This is a genomic window from Limnohabitans lacus, from assembly GCF_030053395.1.
In the GTDB taxonomy this organism is placed as follows: domain Bacteria; phylum Pseudomonadota; class Gammaproteobacteria; order Burkholderiales; family Burkholderiaceae_C; genus Limnohabitans_A; species Limnohabitans_A lacus.
In genome coordinates, this window is record NZ_JASGBH010000001.1 from 209676 (window position 1) to 226162 (window position 16487).

Below are 16487 nucleotides of genomic sequence, written 5' to 3' on the forward strand. Positions count from 1 at the left end.
AGATTGCGGCTATTCTTGCCGTATTCCCCGCCTGATCGCCTGATCCCACCGCATGCCTGTTTCTGCCATTCCTTCGGGCTTCATTGCCTTGCACAGCCACCGCTCCGAGGTGCTGGCCGAGACCCTGTCGGGCTGGCTGGCGCGTCAGCCTTTGGCGCCGCTCGAGTCCGAGGTGGTGCTGGTGCAAAGCAACGGCATGGCCGAGTGGATCAAGATGGCGCTGGCCCAGCAAGGCGGCGTCTGCGCGGCCACGCGGGTGGAGCTGCCCTCGCGCTTTTTGTGGCGCACTTATCGGCAGGTTTTGGGCGCGCACAACGTGCCGCGCGATTCACCGCTCGACAAATTGCCCATGACCTGGCGCTTGATGGCCTTGTTGCCCGGGTGTGTGGGCGATGCGGTGTTCCAGCCGGTGGCCGGATTTTTGCGCGGCGACGAGCCCGACCGCCTCTTGCAACTGGCCAGCCGCCTGGCCGATTTGTTTGACCAGTACCAGATCTACCGCCCCGATTGGCTCGAAGACTGGGCCGCTGGGCGCAATGTGCTGCGCAAGGCTTCAGGTCTTGACGATCTGCCTGCCGAGCAGTTGTGGCAGGCCGAGCTCTGGCGGCGCGTGCTGGCCACGCTGACCGACACCGAACGCCAGGCCACGCGGCCGGCATTGCATGTGCGGGCCCTGGCCCGCCTGAAGTCTGGTCAACCCTTGGCCAGCCCGGTGGCGCGGCGTGTGTCGGTGTTTGGCATGAGCCACATGCCGGGGCAATTGCTGGAGATGCTGGCCGCGCTGTCCGCCCACAGCCAGGTGCTGCTGGCCGTGCCCAACCCTTGCCAGCACCACTGGGGCGACATCATGGACGGGCGCGAAGCCTTGCAGGCCGAGCGCAGGCGGCATGCCTACCGCGATGGCGTCGCGCTGTCGGACATGCCCTATGAACAAATGCACCTGCACGCGCCCGCCTTGTTGGCCGCGTGGGGGCGGCAGGGGCGCGACTTCATCCGCCAGCTCGATGCTTTTGACGATGTGCAAGCCGCGCAAGAAGCCGTGCCCGGCGTCAAGCTCGATTTGTTTGAACTCCCCGAGCCCGATGGCCTGCAGCTGCTGGCGCAACTGCAAAACCGCATCCGCGATCTGAGGCCTGCTCAAGACCCGGTCGATGCCCCATGGCACCGCGATGACCGCTCGGTGGTCTTTCAGGTGGCGCACAGCCCGGTGCGCGAATTGGAAGTGCTGCACGACCAGTTGTTGCAGTGGTTCCACCAGATGCCCGAGGTCTCGCCGCGCGATGTGGTGGTGATGGTGCCCGATATTGAAGTCATGGCCCCCGCGATCCGCGCGGTCTTTGGCCAATACAAACGCAGCGATGCGCGCTTCATCCCGTTTGACATTGCCGACTTGGGCGCACAAGCGACCAGCCCACTGATCCACGCGGTGGAATGGTTGCTGGCCTTGCCGCAGCAGCGCGGCCGCATGAGCGAGCTGGTGGCGTTGCTCGAAGTGCCTGCGCTGGCGGCACGCTTTGGCATCCAGCCTGCACAACGGCCCACTCTGACGCGCTGGATGGCGGGCTCGGGCATCCGCTGGGGTTTGTCGGCCGAGCACCGCGAGGGCTTGGGTTTGGCCAGCTGCGGCGAAGACAACTCGGCCCTGTTTGGCGTGCAGCGCATGCTGATGGGCTACGCCTGTGGCGCCGACGCAATGCCTGCTGGCGCTGATGGCAGCGACCCGTACCCAGAAGTAGGCGGCCTCGATGCCGAGCTGGCCGGGGCCTTGGCGCACCTGTTGCAAGCCTTGATCGATTGGTGGCAAGTGAGCACCACAGCCGCCACCCCAGCGCAATGGGCTGAGCGTGCCCGCGCCATGCTGGCGGCCTTGTTCAAGCCGCAGGATGACGGCGAGCGACAGGCCTTGGCCGCGCTGGACCAGGCCTTGAACGATTGGCTGCAGGCCGCCGACCAAGCCGAGTTTGCCCAAGCGGTGCCTTTGGCCGTGGCCCGCTCGGCCTGGCTGGAAGCGCTCAAGGTGCCCAAGCTGGAGCAACGCTTTCGGGCGGGCGGGGTGACCTTTTGCACGCTCATGCCTATGCGGGCGATCCCGTTCCAGATGGTGTGCTTGCTGGGCATGAACGACGGCGACTACCCGCGCCGCAGCCCGCGGGCCGACTTCGATTTGCTGGGCCTGCCCGGCATGGCCCGGCCCGGAGACCGTTCGCGCCGAGACGACGACCGCCAGCTCATGCTCGAAGCCTTGCTGTCTGCCCGGCGCGTGCTGTACGTCAGCTGGAGCGGCCGCAGTGTGCGCGACAACAGCGATCAACCGCCTTCGGTGCTGGTCTCGCAATTGCGCGACGAGATCGATGCGCTTTGGGGCGCAGGCACCAGCGATCAGCTCACCACCGTGCACCCGTTGCAGCCTTTCAGCCGGGTTTATTTTGAAGAAGGCGGTTTGCTCACGACCTACGCCCAAGAGTGGCGCAGTGCGCAAACCGAAGATGGGACACCGTCTGCCATGGCGCCCATGCCCAAGCTGGAAGCCTTGCAGACCGCCACCGGCAAGCCGGTCATCACGCTGGCCCAGTTGGCGCGCTTTCTGCGCCGCCCCGTGGGGGCATTTTTCAAAGAGCGCTTGCAAGTGCACTTGGAGGACGAGCGCAGCGAGCTGCACGACGAAGAGCTGTTCGGCTTGGCCGGACTGGACCTGTACCAATTGCTGGACCATGAATTGACGCATGTGCCCGCTGACTTGAACCGTCAAAACGTGCCAGCCCATGTGCAGCACGTGGTGCACAGCTTGCGCAAGGCTGGGGCATTGCCTTTGGCCGGTGTGGGCGCACTGGAAGCCCAAAACCTCGCCAGCAGCCTAGAGACGCTGCTGGACGCGGCCATCCGCGAGCGTGAAGATTTTCCCGATGTGGCCGATCGCCTCTTGATCGATGTGCCCGAGGCCGATGTCCATTTGCAAGACGCCTTGGGGGGCATCTTGGTGGGCGAGCAGGGCGCATTGTCTTTGCACATGCGGGCCAGCCATTTGGCCGACCTCAAAAGCAAAAAACCTCAGGCCTTGCCCGACAAATTGATCGATGTCTGGCTCATCAGCCTGGCCGCAGCGGCCATGGGCCATGCGCTGACCATTGCGGTGGTGGGGCGCAACGCCGTGGTGCGTTTGGCCCCGCAAGCGCCCGATGCGGCCCGTGCCCAGTTGCAGCAGCTGCTGGTCACCTGGGCAGACGGCATGCGCTGGCCGCTGCCTTTGCCGCCCGAGACCGCCTTGCAATGGCTCAAGGCCCAGGGCAACGACAACGCGCTGCTGGACGTCTACGAAGGCGGGCATTTCAAGCGGGCCGAGCGCAGCAAAGACCCCGCATTGGCCCGCACCTACCCCACGCTGGACGCGCTCTTGGCAGGTGGTGCATTTGAACGTTTGGCCGAACAGGTCTATGCGCCACTGCGCGATTGGGCCCAGGCCTGCCAGGTGGAGCCACTGCAAGGCACGCAAGATGTGTCGGATGAGGAGGACATGGCATGAGCCAAGCCCACGCACTCGATGCGAAGACCTTCCCGCTGCGCGGCAGCCACTTGATCGAGGCCAGCGCCGGGACAGGCAAGACCTGGACCATTGCCGCCCTGTATGTGCGCCTTGTCTTGGCCCACGGCAGCGACAGCACCGCTCCTGTGCGGGCCATGCAGCCGCAAGACGTGTTGGTGATGACCTTTACCCGCGCGGCCACACGCGAACTGTCGGACCGCATCCGCGCCCGCTTGACCGAGGCCGCGCAGGTGTTTCGCGGCACCTTGAGCTCGAACGATGCCTTCTTGAACCAGCTCATGGCCGAGTACCCCGAAGGCCCGCAGCGCGAGAAAGCCGCCTACCGGCTGGCGCTGGCTGCGCAAGCCATGGACGATGCGGCGGTGTTCACCATCGACGCCTGGTGCCAGCGCATGCTGCGCGAGCACGCCTTTGACAGTGGCAACCTGTTTGAAGAAAACCTGGTGGGCGACGAAGCCGCCTTGCGCATGGAAGCCGTGCAGGACTATTGGCGGCAACAGCTCTACCCCATGCCCACGGCCCTGGTGGCCCAAGTGCAAAACATCTGGGGCGATGTGTCTGCGCTCGAAGCCGATGTGCGTGCGCTGATGGGCGTGCCGCTGCAAGACGCCCAGTCCGGCACGCTGGCGCAGGTGTATGGCGCAGCGCTGGCCACGCACGAGGCGCAATTGGCATCCCTCAAGCTCGGTTGGGACGAGAAGGCCGACAACTTGCTGGGCTGGATCGAGGCCCAACTCGAAAACCACAAATCCAGCTGGGATGGCCGCAAACTGAGTTACAAAAAATGCGCCGAATGGCTGGGCGTGCTCAAAGCCTGGGCGGCCGGGCCTGACGGCGCGGCCGCCTTGCAGAAAAACATGAAGGAAGCGGGCTGGGCCCGCTTCACCCCCGAGGGCTTGCGCGCTTGCCGCAAACCGGGCGAGGGGCCGGTGGATTGGCCACCCGAGTCGCAGGCCTATGCCGATTTGCAAGCGGCCCTGAAGGCCTTGCCCGACCCCCACCATGCCGCCCGCTTGCACGCCCGCCAGCAGGTGACCCAGCGCATGGCCGAGCTCAAGCGCCGCAGCGGCTTGTTTGGTTTTGCCGACATGCTGCAACGGTTGGACGTGGCGCTGTCCGACCCCGAGTCGGGCGAGCGTTTGGCGCAGCGCCTGCGCGAGCAGTTCCCGGTGGCGATGATCGACGAGTTCCAAGACACCTCGCCGCTGCAGTTCCGCATCTTTGACCGCATCTACCGCACGGCCGAGAACCGCGCAGACACGGCGCTGCTGTTGATCGGTGATCCCAAGCAATCGATCTACGGGTTTCGCGGGGCCGACATCCAAAGCTACCTGGCCGCACGTTCTGCGACCGAGGGCCGCCACCATGTGCTGGACACCAACTTCCGGTCCACTCAGGCAATGGTCGATGTGGTCAACCGCTGGTTTGACATCCCCGCCGATGCCTTTGGCTACCAAACGCGAGAAAGCGACCCCTTGCCCTTTCAGCCCGTCAAAGCCCAAGGCCGAGACGAGGTTTTGCGCACCCAAAGTGGCGCGGTACCCGCCATGACGGTGGTGTACGACGCTCAGCTGCGAAGCCAGCGCGATGCGCGCAAACATTTGGCCGAGCTGTGTGCCGAGCAAATCGTGGCTTGGTTGAACGACCCGCAGGCGCGGTTTGAAAAGACAGCGCCAAGCGCCAAGCCAGACGAAGCCCTCAAACCCAAAGACATCGCGGTGCTGGTGCGCACCGGGGTGGAGGCTTCGGCCGTGCGCGATGCGCTGCGTGCGCGGGGTGTGGCCTCGGTCTATTTGTCGGACCGCGATTCTGTCTTTGCCAGCGACGAAGCACCCGACCTGTGCCTGTGGCTGCGCGGCGTGGCCGAGCCGCAAGACATGCGCCGTGTGCGTGCGGCACTGGGCACGCGCACGGTGGGTCTGTCTTTGAGTGAGCTGCACGCGCTGGCCACGCAAGACGATTGCTTGGACCAACGCGCCGAGCATATGCGCGCCCTGCACCAGACCTGGCAGAGCCAAGGCGTGCTGGCCATGCTGCGCCAGTCGCTCCATGTTTTGAAATTGGCCGGTCGCTGGCGCGGTGAGCCCGATGGCGAGCGGCGCCTGACGAACGTGCTGCACCTGGCCGAATTGCTGCAGACGGCCAGCCAGCAACTCGATGGCGAGCAGGCCCTGATCCGCTGGTTGAGTCAGCAAGTGGACGAGGCGCAAAGCGGCAGCGCGGGCGAGCATGAAGAGCAGACCGTGCGGCTGGAGAGTGACGAAGACTTGGTCAAGGTCATCACCATCCACAAAAGCAAGGGCTTGGAGTACCCGATCGTGTGCCTGCCCTTTGCGCACAGCCACCGCGAGTTGACCGCGGGCAAAGCGGCCGTGATGCAGATCCCGGACGGGCAGGGCCAGCGCCACTGGACGCTCGACTTTGACAAGAGCGATGCTCAGCTGGCCGATGCGGACCGCCTGCGCGAAGACCTGCGCCTGTGGTACGTGGCGCTGACCCGAGCACGCCACGCCCTGTGGGTGGGCTGGAGCCCGATCAAGATCGGCCAAAGCCCCACGTGCGTGAACCACAAGAGTGCCCCCGGCCATGTGCTGAGCAGCGGTGCGCAGTGCGATGCCGACCAATGGTTGCCCCTTTTGCAGCAGCTGCAAACCAGCACCCAAGGGGCCGTGCTGGATGTGCTCTTGCAGCCCGTGTTGGGCGATACCCCTTTGACGAGCTGGCAGCCCCGCCAGCAGCGCCCCGCTTTGCGCGAGGCCTTGAAGAGCACGGCCCGCATCGACAAGTCCTGGTCGATCGCCAGTTTTTCGCGTTTGACGCGGGACCTGTCTTCGCAACCGGTGTGGACCTCTGACCTGAACAGGGGCACCGCACGGCCGGCCGATGACGAGCCTGCCCTTGAAGAGCCGGTGATGCCCACGGTGGCCTTGGCGCCATGGCACCGCTTTGCACGCGGACCGAGCGCGGGTAACTTTTTGCACGACCAACTCGAGTGGCTGGCCGCAGACCGGTTTGCGCTGCAAGCGGGCACCCCCTTGGCCGATCGCCTGACCAAACGCTGCGAGCGCGCGGGTTACAAAGCGCAGGCCCAGGAGGTGGTGCAGTGGCTCAGCCGCGTGGTGGCCCAGCCCTTGCGCGGCCCCGATGCCGCTTTGAATGCGCTGGGCACCTTGTTGCCCGAGATGGAGTTTTGGTTGCCCGCCCACCGACTGCATGCTCAGGAGGTGGACGCTTTGTGCCGCCAGCATTTGCTGCCTGGTGTCAGCCGACCGAAGCTGCCCGATGCGCAGCTGCACGGCATGTTGATGGGCTTTGCCGATCTGGTGTTCGAGCACCAAGGCCGCTACTGGGTGCTCGACTACAAGTCCAACCATTTGGGCGAGGGCGATGCGGCCTACACCGAGACCGCCTTGAACGAGGCCATGGCCCACCACCGCTATGAGGTGCAAGCAGCCCTTTACATGCTGGCGCTGCACCGTTTGCTGCGCGCACGTTTGGGGTACGACTACGACCCCGCGCAGCATTTGGGTGGTGCGGTGTATGTGTTTTTGCGCGGCATCGATGGGCCTGCGGGGGGCTGCTGCACCTTGCCTGCGCCGCTGGCTTTGCTGGATGGACTGGACGCCATGCTGTGCACCGAGGAGGCCGCATGAGCATGCGCAAGAACCCCCGCGCCCTGGTGGTGCCTGCCGCTCAGATGGACTGGCTGCAAGACTTGCCGGCACAGACCTTGAGCGCCGAGCAAGCGCTGCAGTGGCTGCACAGCTGGGCCGACCAAGGTTTGCTGCGCCGCATCGACAGCGCACTGGCCGAGCAATTGCACCGGCTGGACCCGCAAGCGCCTGCCGCTTTGCTGGTGGCTGCCGCCATGCTGGCTCAGATGGAAGGGCGGGGCCACACCTGTTTGTCGGTGCTCGCCTTGTGCGACGCGCCTGTGGCCTTGCTGGGCTGGCCCGATGCCTGGGTGGAGGGGCCCATGGGTCTGAAGGCTTTGTGGGCGCAGTTGCCCGCAGGCTTGTCCGCGTGGCGTGAACAGCTTCAGGCCGCGTGTTTGCGCCGCAGCGATGCGCCCGATGCCGGTGAGCCCTTGGTGCTGGGCGGCACGCCCGATGCGCCGCTGTTGTATTTGCGCCGTTACGCGGGCTACGAGCAGCGCGTGGGCCAAGGCTTGTTGCTGCGTGCAGGCGAGCGTTTGCCCGTGCCAGAAGCGGCAGCGGTTGAATGGCTTGACCGTTTCTTTGCCCCGCGCCCGAACCTGGATTGGCAAAAAATGGCTTGTGCAGTCGCCTTGCGTGCGCGCCTGTCGGTCATCACCGGCGGGCCGGGCACAGGCAAGACCTACACCGCCGCGCGCTTGCTGGCCTTGTTGCTGGCGCTGCACCAGGGCGACAGCCCACTGCGCGTGGCACTGGCCGCGCCCACGGGCAAAGCGGCAGCGCGGCTCAAGCAGTCCATCGACAAAGCCTTGAACGATTTGCCAGTGCCTGCCGATGCGGGGCTGGACCTCAAAGCGCTGGTGGAGCGCATGGGGCCTGCACGCACCTTGCATTCGCTGTTGGGGGCGCGGCCCGACACGCGGCAGTTCCGGCACCACGCGGCCAACCCGATCGATGTGGATGTGCTGATCGTGGACGAAGCCTCCATGGTGCACTTGGAGATGATGGACGCTTTGCTGCTGGCCCTGCCGCCTCAGGCGCGTCTGGTGCTGTTGGGCGACAAAGACCAACTCGCTTCGGTGGAAGCCGGTGCCGTGCTGGGCGACCTGTGCCGCGATGCGACGCAGGGCCATTACAGCGCCGAGACCGCTGCGTTTGTGCAGCGCGTGGCGGGGCAGTCGCTGGCCTTGGAATTCCTCTCGGATGTGCCTGCATCGGCGCTGGCGCAACAAACCGTCATGTTGCGCGAAAGCCGCCGCTTTGGCGGCCCCATCGGGCAGCTGGCCTTGGCGGTGAATGCGGGGGATGCCGCTGCATCGCGCAGCGCCGTGCAATCGCCCTCGGCTGGCGGGGTGCAGGCTTTGCAATTGGCCAGCCCGCAAGCCATTTGTGACTTGGCTTGCGGCCAGTCCGGACAGGCCTCGTATGCCGATTACCTGCACTGCATGGCGCAAGCGCCTGCAGACGGGGCGCACGACGATTGGGTCAAATCGGTCTTGCTGGCCTTTGACCGTTTTCGCTTGTTGTGCGCGGTGCGCCAAGGCGAGTGGGGCACCGAAGGCCTCAACGTCGCTGTGCAAAAAGCCCTGGCCGATCGGGGCTGGCTCAAAGTCCAGGGCGAGTGGTTTGCCGGTCGGCCCATCATGGTCACCCGCAACGACGCGCAGCTGGGCGTCTTCAACGGCGATGTGGGCGTCGTGCTGCCCAATGCGCGGGGCGACCTCAAAGCCTGGTTCCTCGATGGCGATGCATTGCGCTCGGTCAGCGTGATGCGCCTGGCCCACGTCGAAACAGCCTTTGCCATGACGGTGCACAAAAGCCAGGGCTCGGAGTTTTGGCACACGGCGCTTGTCTTGCCACCGGGCGGCGCCGAGGTGCTGTCACGCGAGCTGGTCTACACCGGCATCACCCGCGCCCGCCAACAGTTCACCCTCATTGAAGCCCAGTCCGAACGCCTCGAAGCCGCCATCGCTCGCCCCAGCGTGCGCGCCAGCGGCTTGCGGCTGTGGTGGGATCAGTTGCCGTAACCCTCGCAGGCACCGGCGTTGGGGCGGCCTTTGCATTCGCGGGCCAGGCGTTTGTCGCGCTCGGCGCGGGTTTCGGCGGGGCCTTTGTCAATCGCTTGTTTGGGTGCTTTTTTGCGGACGCCGCTGGATGCGGCGTTGGCCGTGACGGGGCTCAAGCCCGTGGCCAATACGGCCGACATCAAAGCGATGAGCAGCGCTGCGCGGTGGTGTTTCATGGCGTCTCCCTGAGCTGGTTTTGATGCCAACGATGATAGGCCGGCCCTTAAATTTCGCAAGCCTGCATGCAGGTGAACCGCTCAGAAGTTAGGATCAAGCCATGAACGACAAAGCACCTCCTTTCATGCGCCAGACCGTGCTCGATCTGGAAGAGTCCCGCATCCGCGAAGTGGCCAACGCCGGCATGGGCCGGCCCGATGTGTTGGCTTTTTGGTTTGGCGAATCCGACGAAGTCACGCCCGATGTGGTGCGACAGGCCGCCATCGATTCGATGCAGCGTGGTGAGACCTTTTATTCGCACAACCTCGGCCTGCCCGAGTTGCGCCAAGCGGTGTCGGACTACATGTCGTCGCTGCATGGCCCCATCCACATGGACCGCATCGCCATCACCTCGGGTGGCGTGAATGCGCTGATGCTGGCCGCGCAAGCCCTGATCGACGCGGGCGATGAGGTGGTCGCCGTCACTCCGGTGTGGCCCAACTTGACGGCGCAGGCGCTGGTGATGGGCGCGCAATTGAAATGCGTGGCCCTGCGCCCGGTGAACGGCCAATGGCAGCTCGACATGGCCGCGCTCAAAGCCGCAATCACGCTCACGACGCGAATGCTGATCGTCAACTCGCCCAACAACCCCACGGGCTGGACGCTCAGCCGCGCCGAACAAGCCGAAATCTTGGCGCATTGCCGCAGCACCGGCACCTGGGTGCTGGCCGACGAGGTCTACGAGCGCCTGTATTACGACACCGACACTCCCAACGGCTGCGCCCCGTCCTTTTTGGACGTGGCCGAGCCCGATGACCGGCTGGTCGTGGTGCACAGCTTCTCCAAGAGTTTCTTGATGACCGGCTGGCGCTTGGGCTGGCTGGTGATGCCACCGGCCATGACGCCGCACATGGGCAAGCTGATCGAGTTCAACACCTCCTGCGCCTCGGTCTTCACCCAGCGGGCCGGTGTGGTCGCTTTGCAAAACACCGCAGACATCACGCCCCGCGTGGTCGCCCACCTCAAAGCCTGCCGCAACACCCTGGTGCCCCTCTTGCAAGCCGTGCCGGGCGTGCAAGTGGCCCCGTCTAAAGGCGGCATGTACGCATTTTTCAAGCTGGAAGGTCACCCCGACGCGGTGCTGACCGCCAAGCGCCTGGTTGCCGAAGCCGGCTTGGGCCTGGCCCCCGGCGAAGCCTTCGCCCCCGAGGCCGCAGGCTGGCTGCGCTGGTGCTTTGCGTCCAAAGATCTGAGCCGATTGGCGCAGGGGGTGGAGAGGCTTAAGGGGTGGTTGGCTGCACCGTGAGCCGCTAGGCCTGTTTCACTCTGCCTTGGCCCCAGACTCTTTGACCACCTTCGCCCATTTGGTGATTTCAACCGCTTGGTACCGGGCCAGTTCTTCGGGCGTAGAAAGCACCGGGTCCAGGCCCAGTGTTTTCAGGCGTTCTTGAACTTCGGGCAGGCGGAACACACGCAGGACTTCGGCGTTGAGCTTGTCGATGATCGGCTTGGGCACGTTGGCCGGTGCAAACATGGCAAACCAGGTGGTGGCTTCAAAACCGGGCACAAATTCGGCCATGGTCGGCACATCGGGTGCAGCGGGGGAGCGTTTGGCGGTGGTTTGGGCCAGGGCGCGGATTTTGCCTTCGCGGGCCATGGGCAGGGCCGAGGGCATGTTGTCAAACATCAGCTGGATGCTGCCGCCCACCAGGTCGGGGATGGCGAATTGGCGGCCTTTGTAGGGCACGTGGGTCATGCTGGTGCCGGTCATGGACTTGAACAATTCGCCCGAAACGTGCACGGAGGTGCCAGTGCCGGGCGAGCCAAACGACAGTTTGTTGGGGTTGGCCTTCATGTAGGCGATCAGCTCGGGCACGCTTTTGACCGGCAGGTCGTTGTTCACCACCAGCAGGTTGGGTGCTGAGGCGACCAGCGAGATGGGGGAGAAGTTCTTCACCATGTCGTAGGGCATCTTGTCGTACAGCGCCCCATTGATGGAGTGCGTGCCCACGGTGCCCATGACCAGGGTGTAGCCGTCGCCGGAGGATTTGGCCACGATGTCGGCCCCGATGTTGCCGCCCGCGCCCGGTTTGTTGTCGATGACGACCGGTTGGCCCAGTTGGGCTTTCTCGCTGAAAAGCCTGGCCAAAATGTCGGGCGCACCGCCGGGCGTGAAGGTCACGACCAAGCGGATGGGTTTGGCGGGGTAGGTCTGAGCCAAGGCGGAAGGGGCCTGGGTGGTCAACAGACCGGCCAGCACCAGGGCGAGGGGGGCGAAGGCAAGTTTCATGAAAAAGCTCCTTTGCCGCCACTTTAGGCAGTTGCCGGGGCGCCCCGGATGGTGAAAACCCTTTAACTGTCGCCCATGTTGACCGGCTGGTAGGGGGTAGGTCGGTACCTTCAGGCCCGACACAAGGTCTGAGCCGAGCTCGCCCATGTCGGCGCTGAAGCGTCCGACCTGCCAAATCGCCTTGTGCGGGCCAGCGCGATTGGCTTTAGAGCGTTGTTTCGGGCTATAATCCGCCTGTTTTGCGATTTGCAAAGCGCACGCCATCCGCTTTTCCAGCAGGTGGCGCAAGTCATTAACCCGCTGAAATTCCTCACCGAATGAAGGCGAATAACAAGGAAATACCATGATCGCATCTTCGATCAAGGCCGAGGTCGTCAAGGCCAACGCACGTGCCGCCAACGACACTGGCTCCCCAGAAGTCCAAGTCGCTTTGCTGACTGCTCGCATCAACGAGTTGACCCCCCACTTCAAAACACACGCCAAAGACCATCACGGTCGCCGTGGCCTGCTGCGCATGGTGAGCCGTCGCCGCAAGCTGCTGGACTACCTCAAGTCCCGTGATGCTGACCGTTACGTTGCGCTGATCGCCAAGCTTGGCCTGCGTAAGTAATCGTCTCTCCAGATGAAAAGCGCCTGAGTTAGCTCGCTAGCTCAGGCGCTTTATTCTTTTTTCAGTCGGAATTTGTCAGGAAGAACCCGCGCTGTGTCATTCCACAAGGCTTTGAGGCCAAGGTTTTGTGGAATGGCATCGAGTTCAGAGCGTCAGATTTCGGGCCCCGGGGGCAGCCTCATGCCCTTTTTGTTTCAGGAGTTCTGAACATGTCCATTTTCAATAAAGTTACCAAAACATTCCAGTGGGGCCAGCACACGGTCAAGATGGAAACCGGCGAAGTTGCTCGCCAAGCTGGCGGCGCTGTGCTGCTCGACATGGAAGGCACCGTGGTGCTGGCCACCGTCGTGGGTTCCAAGATCGCCAAAGCCGGTCAAGACTTCTTCCCCCTCACGGTCGATTACATCGAGAAAACTTATGCCGCAGGCAAAATCCCCGGCAGCTTCTTCAAGCGTGAAGCCAAGCCCAGCGAGCACGAGACCCTGACCAGCCGCCTGATCGACCGCCCGATCCGTCCTCTGTTCCCCGAAGGTTTCTACAACGACGTGCACGTGGTCATCCACACCGTGTCTTTGAACCCTGAAGTTGATGCCGACATCGCCGCGATGATCGCCGTGTCTGCCGCCTTGTCCATCTCGGGCATCCCGTTCAACGGCCCCATCGGCGCCGCTCGCGTGGGTTACATCAACGGCGAATACGTTCTGAACCCCGGCCAGACCCAGCGCAAAGACAGCGTGATGGATCTGGTGGTGGCCGGTACCGAAGCCGCTGTGCTGATGGTCGAATCCGAAGCCCTGCAACTGTCCGAAGAAATCATGTTGGGCGCTGTGGTCTATGGCCACGAGCAAAGCCAGACCGCCATCAACGCCATCCACGAGTTGGTGCGCGAAGCCGGCAAGCCTGTGTGGGACTGGCAAGCGCCTGCCCGCGACACCGCTTTCGAAGCCAAGCTGGCTTCTTTGGCCGAAGAAAAATTGCGCGCGGCTTATCAGTTGCGCAACAAGCAAGCCCGCACGCACGCTTGCCGTGAAGCCTACGCCTCGGTCAAAGTCGCTTTGGCCGAAGAGGGCGTGGCCTTCGACGCAGTCAAGCTCGACGGTTTGATGTTCGAAATCGAAGCCCGCATCGTGCGCAGCCAGATCCTGGCCGGTGAGCCCCGCATCGACGGCCGCGACACACGCACTGTGCGCCCCATCGAAATCCGCAACAGCGTGTTGCCCCGCACCCACGGCTCGGCCTTGTTCACCCGTGGTGAAACCCAAGCTTTGGTCGTGACGACCCTGGGCACCGAGCGCGATGCACAGCGCATCGACGCTTTGGCTGGCGAGTTCGAAGACCGCTTCATGTTCCACTACAACATGCCTCCCTTTGCCACTGGCGAAGTGGGCCGCATGGGCTCGACCAAGCGCCGCGAAATCGGCCACGGCCGCCTGGCCAAGCGTGCTCTGGCCGCTGTGTTGCCAACCAAAGAAGAATTTCCCTACACCCTGCGTGTGGTGTCTGAAATCACCGAATCGAACGGTTCCTCGTCCATGGCTTCGGTCTGCGGCGGCTGCTTGTCGATGATGGACGCTGGCGTGCCAATGAAAGCCCACGTGGCCGGTATCGCCATGGGCCTGATCAAGGAAGACAACCGCTTTGCGGTGTTGACCGACATCTTGGGTGACGAAGACCACCTGGGTGACATGGACTTCAAAGTGGCCGGTACCACCAACGGCATCACCGCTTTGCAGATGGACATCAAGATCCAGGGCATCACCAAGGAAATCATGCAAGTCGCTTTGGCCCAAGCCAAAGAAGCCCGAATGCACATTCTGGGCAAGATGCAAGAAGCGATGAGCGAAGCCAACACCGAAGTGTCTGATTTCGCACCCAAGCTCTTCACCATGAAGATCAACCCCGAGAAGATCCGTGACGTGATCGGCAAAGGCGGCGCCACCATCCGCGCCCTGACCGAAGAAACCGGCTGCCAGATCAACATCGAAGAAGACGGCACGATCACCATCGCGGCCACCGACGGCGAGAAGGCCGAGATCGCTAAGAAGCGCATCGAGCAGATCACCGCCGAAGTCGAAATCGGCAAGGTCTACGAGGGCCCTGTGACCAAGATCTTGGACTTCGGTGCCCTGATCAACCTGTTGCCTGGCAAAGACGGTCTGCTGCACATCAGCCAGATCGCCCACGAGCGCGTTGAGAAGGTGACCGACTACCTGAGCGAAGGCCAGATCGTCAAAGTCAAGGTTCTGGAAACAGACGAAAAAGGCCGCGTCAAGTTGTCGATGAAAGCATTGTTGGACCGTCCTGCTCAAGGCGCTCAACAACAGCAACAGCAGCAGTAATGCACGCAAGGGCGGGCCTGTGAGGGCCGGCCCTTGTCGGCTTCAACCTGGGCCTTGCATCATGAACGTCATCGAAATTCAAAGTCCTGGCGCCCCTGCGGTGCTGGTGCCTGCACAACGCCCTGACCCGGTTGCCGGGGCAGGGGAGTTGCTCATCCGCGTGTCGGCCAGCGGGGTCAATCGCCCCGATGTGCTGCAGCGCAGGGGCCTGTACCCTGTGCCACCCGGTGCCTCGGACATTCCGGGTCTGGAAGTGGCGGGTGTGGTGGTGGCAGGCGATGCCTTGGCCATGGCCGCGTCGGGTTTCGCTGTGGGCGACCGTGTTTGCGCATTGGTGGCAGGCGGTGGTTACGCCGAGCTTTGCGTGGCGCCGGTGGCTCAGTGCCTGCCAGTGCCCAAGGGTTTGACCGACATCGAAGCAGCCTCTTTGCCCGAGACCTTTTTCACCGTTTGGAGCAATGTGTTTGACCGTGGGCATTTGCAAGCGGGCGAGACTTTGCTGATCCAAGGTGGGTCGAGCGGCATCGGCGTCACCGCCATCCAGATGGCCAAGGCCGCGGGTGCCACGGTGATCGTGACGGCAGGTTCGGACGAAAAATGCCAGGCTTGCCTGGCTTTGGGTGCGGACCACGCCATCAATTACAAAACCACCGACTTCGTCGCTGAGGCCAAGCGCCTGACGGGCGGGGTGGGTGTGAACGTGATTTTGGACATGGTCGCAGGCGACTATGTGGCGCGCGAAGTGGAGGCCTTGGCCGAAGATGGCCGTTTGGTCATCATCGCGGTTCAAGGCGGCTTGGAAAGTGGCTTCAATGCGGGCGCTGTCTTGCGTCGCCGTTTGACCATCACCGGCTCTACGCTGCGTCCACGGTCCATCGAATTCAAGGGCGCCATCGCTCGCGCTTTGCGTGACAACGTATGGCCTGCCTTGGAATCTGGTCGGATCAAGCCTGTGATTCACAGCGTGTTTGAAGCCCAGCAAGCGCAAGCGGGCATGCCTTCTGGGGCGGCCTGCGCACATGCCTTGATGGAGTCCAACCAGCACGTGGGCAAAATCGTTTTGAATTGGGTTGGTGCATGAAAAGCAAACTGATCGTTGGCAACTGGAAGATGAATGGCAGCTTGGCTGCCAATGCGTCTTTGCTGGCCGACATTCAGAAAGGCATGAGCGGCGTGACTTGCCGCGCCGCTGTGTGCGTGCCTGCGCCTTATTTGGCGCAGATGCAGGCATTGCTCAGTGGTTCGGCCCTCGCTTGGGGAGCTCAAGACGTATCGGCGCACGAAGCGGGTGCCTACACGGGTGAAGTGGCGGTTTCGATGTTGCGGGATTTTGGATCGCGCTACTGCATCGTGGGCCATTCTGAGCGCCGCCAGTACCATGCCGAAAGCGATGCTTTGGTGGCCACCAAAGCCCAGCGGGCCTTGTCGGCAGGCATCACCCCCATCGTGTGTGTGGGTGAGACCCAAGCCGAGCGAGCAGCCGGGCAAACGGAAGCGGTGGTCAAACGCCAGCTGGCGGCCGTGATCCACACCAACGGGCATTGCATCAGCGAGATCGTGCTGGCTTATGAGCCGGTGTGGGCCATTGGCACCGGCTTGACGGCCACGCCCGAGCAAGCGCAAGAAGTGCACGCCCTGTTGCGCAAGCAATTGCAGGCGGCCAGTGCGCATGCGGACAGGATTTCGATTTTGTACGGCGGCAGCATGAATGCGGCCAATGCCTCGACCTTGTTGGACCAGCCCGATGTGGATGGCGGCCTGATCGGTGGCGCAGCCCTGAAGGCGCCAGACTTTTTGAGTATTTTGGCTTCAGCGTCCTGCTGAGCTTT

General features: G+C 63.5%; 10 protein-coding genes. 8 read left to right on the forward strand and 2 right to left on the reverse strand.

All coding sequences use genetic code 11. The features are described 5' to 3' along the window. The first annotated feature begins 52 nt into the window (after positions 1-52). The 3 genes from recC to recD are packed head-to-tail and all read left to right on the forward strand — an operon-like array spanning position 53 to position 9224. Positions 53-3520, forward strand: a complete 3468-nt coding sequence (gene recC, locus QLQ16_RS01110; RefSeq protein WP_283222840.1) for an exodeoxyribonuclease V subunit gamma — start codon at positions 53-55, stop codon at positions 3518-3520. Next, positions 3517-7194 carry an exodeoxyribonuclease V subunit beta gene (gene recB, locus QLQ16_RS01115; RefSeq protein WP_283222841.1) on the forward strand — a complete coding sequence of 1226 codons (3678 nt, stop codon included), beginning with the start codon at positions 3517-3519 and terminating at the stop codon, positions 7192-7194. The genes recC and recB overlap by 4 nt, the downstream gene beginning before the upstream one ends. Further along, the gene (gene recD, locus QLQ16_RS01120) at positions 7191-9224 is read left to right on the forward strand and encodes an exodeoxyribonuclease V subunit alpha (RefSeq protein ID WP_283222842.1); all 2034 of its coding nucleotides are present in this window, start codon (positions 7191-7193) and stop codon (positions 9222-9224) included. Before recB ends, recD begins: the two co-directional genes overlap by 4 nt. On the opposite strand, the gene QLQ16_RS01125 is transcribed toward recD, so the two are convergent. Then, complete coding sequence (locus QLQ16_RS01125; RefSeq protein ID WP_283222843.1) at positions 9212-9439, reverse strand: hypothetical protein; 228 nt, start codon at positions 9437-9439, stop codon at positions 9212-9214. The two genes, recD and QLQ16_RS01125, sit on opposite strands and share 13 nt — an antisense overlap. A 101-nt stretch (positions 9440-9540) precedes the next feature. On the opposite strand from QLQ16_RS01125, the gene QLQ16_RS01130 reads away from it, so the two are divergent. Then, positions 9541-10725, forward strand: a complete 1185-nt coding sequence (locus QLQ16_RS01130; RefSeq protein ID WP_283222844.1) for a pyridoxal phosphate-dependent aminotransferase — start codon at positions 9541-9543, stop codon at positions 10723-10725. A 15-nt stretch (positions 10726-10740) separates the two neighbouring features. Here the strand turns inward: QLQ16_RS01130 and QLQ16_RS01135 are convergent, their stop codons facing one another. Continuing rightward, positions 10741-11709 carry a Bug family tripartite tricarboxylate transporter substrate binding protein gene (locus QLQ16_RS01135; protein WP_283222845.1) on the reverse strand — a complete coding sequence of 323 codons (969 nt, stop codon included), beginning with the start codon at positions 11707-11709 and terminating at the stop codon, positions 10741-10743. A gap of 343 nt (positions 11710-12052) precedes the next feature. Between QLQ16_RS01135 and rpsO the strand changes: the two genes are divergently transcribed. The 4 genes from rpsO (at position 12053) to tpiA (ending at position 16482) form a co-directional block, all read left to right on the forward strand. Continuing rightward, positions 12053-12319: a 30S ribosomal protein S15 gene (gene rpsO, locus QLQ16_RS01140; protein ID WP_019428565.1), complete on the forward strand. Its 267-nt coding sequence runs from the start codon at positions 12053-12055 to the stop codon at positions 12317-12319. 209 nt (positions 12320-12528) lie between these two features. Beyond that, a complete protein-coding gene (gene pnp, locus QLQ16_RS01145) occupies positions 12529-14658 on the forward strand; it encodes a polyribonucleotide nucleotidyltransferase (protein WP_283222846.1) in 2130 nt (709 codons plus the stop codon). A gap of 61 nt (positions 14659-14719) precedes the next feature. Next, positions 14720-15739, forward strand: a complete 1020-nt coding sequence (locus QLQ16_RS01150) for an NAD(P)H-quinone oxidoreductase (protein WP_283222847.1) — start codon at positions 14720-14722, stop codon at positions 15737-15739. After that, on the forward strand, positions 15736-16482 hold the full coding sequence (gene tpiA / locus QLQ16_RS01155) for a triose-phosphate isomerase (protein WP_283222848.1): 747 nt from the start codon (positions 15736-15738) through the stop codon (positions 16480-16482). Before QLQ16_RS01150 ends, tpiA begins: the two co-directional genes overlap by 4 nt. Positions 16483-16487: the final 5 nt, after the last annotated feature.

Bases quoted from the DNA above. Each gene is read 5' to 3' on its own strand.
- QLQ16_RS01135 (WP_283222845.1), bottom strand. From the start codon at position 11,709: ATGAAACTTGCCTTCGCCCCCCTCGCCCTGGTGCTGGCCGGTCTGTTG.
- recC (WP_283222840.1), top strand. From the start codon at position 53: ATGCCTGTTTCTGCCATTCCTTCGGGCTTCATTGCCTTGCACAGCCAC.
- QLQ16_RS01125 (WP_283222843.1), bottom strand. From the start codon at position 9,439: ATGAAACACCACCGCGCAGCGCTGCTCATCGCTTTGATGTCGGCCGTA.
- recD (WP_283222842.1), top strand. From the start codon at position 7,191: ATGAGCATGCGCAAGAACCCCCGCGCCCTGGTGGTGCCTGCCGCTCAG.
- recB (WP_283222841.1), top strand. From the start codon at position 3,517: ATGAGCCAAGCCCACGCACTCGATGCGAAGACCTTCCCGCTGCGCGGC.
- rpsO (WP_019428565.1), top strand. From the start codon at position 12,053: ATGATCGCATCTTCGATCAAGGCCGAGGTCGTCAAGGCCAACGCACGT.
- tpiA (WP_283222848.1), top strand. From the start codon at position 15,736: ATGAAAAGCAAACTGATCGTTGGCAACTGGAAGATGAATGGCAGCTTG.
- QLQ16_RS01150 (WP_283222847.1), top strand. From the start codon at position 14,720: ATGAACGTCATCGAAATTCAAAGTCCTGGCGCCCCTGCGGTGCTGGTG.
- pnp (WP_283222846.1), top strand. From the start codon at position 12,529: ATGTCCATTTTCAATAAAGTTACCAAAACATTCCAGTGGGGCCAGCAC.
- QLQ16_RS01130 (WP_283222844.1), top strand. From the start codon at position 9,541: ATGAACGACAAAGCACCTCCTTTCATGCGCCAGACCGTGCTCGATCTG.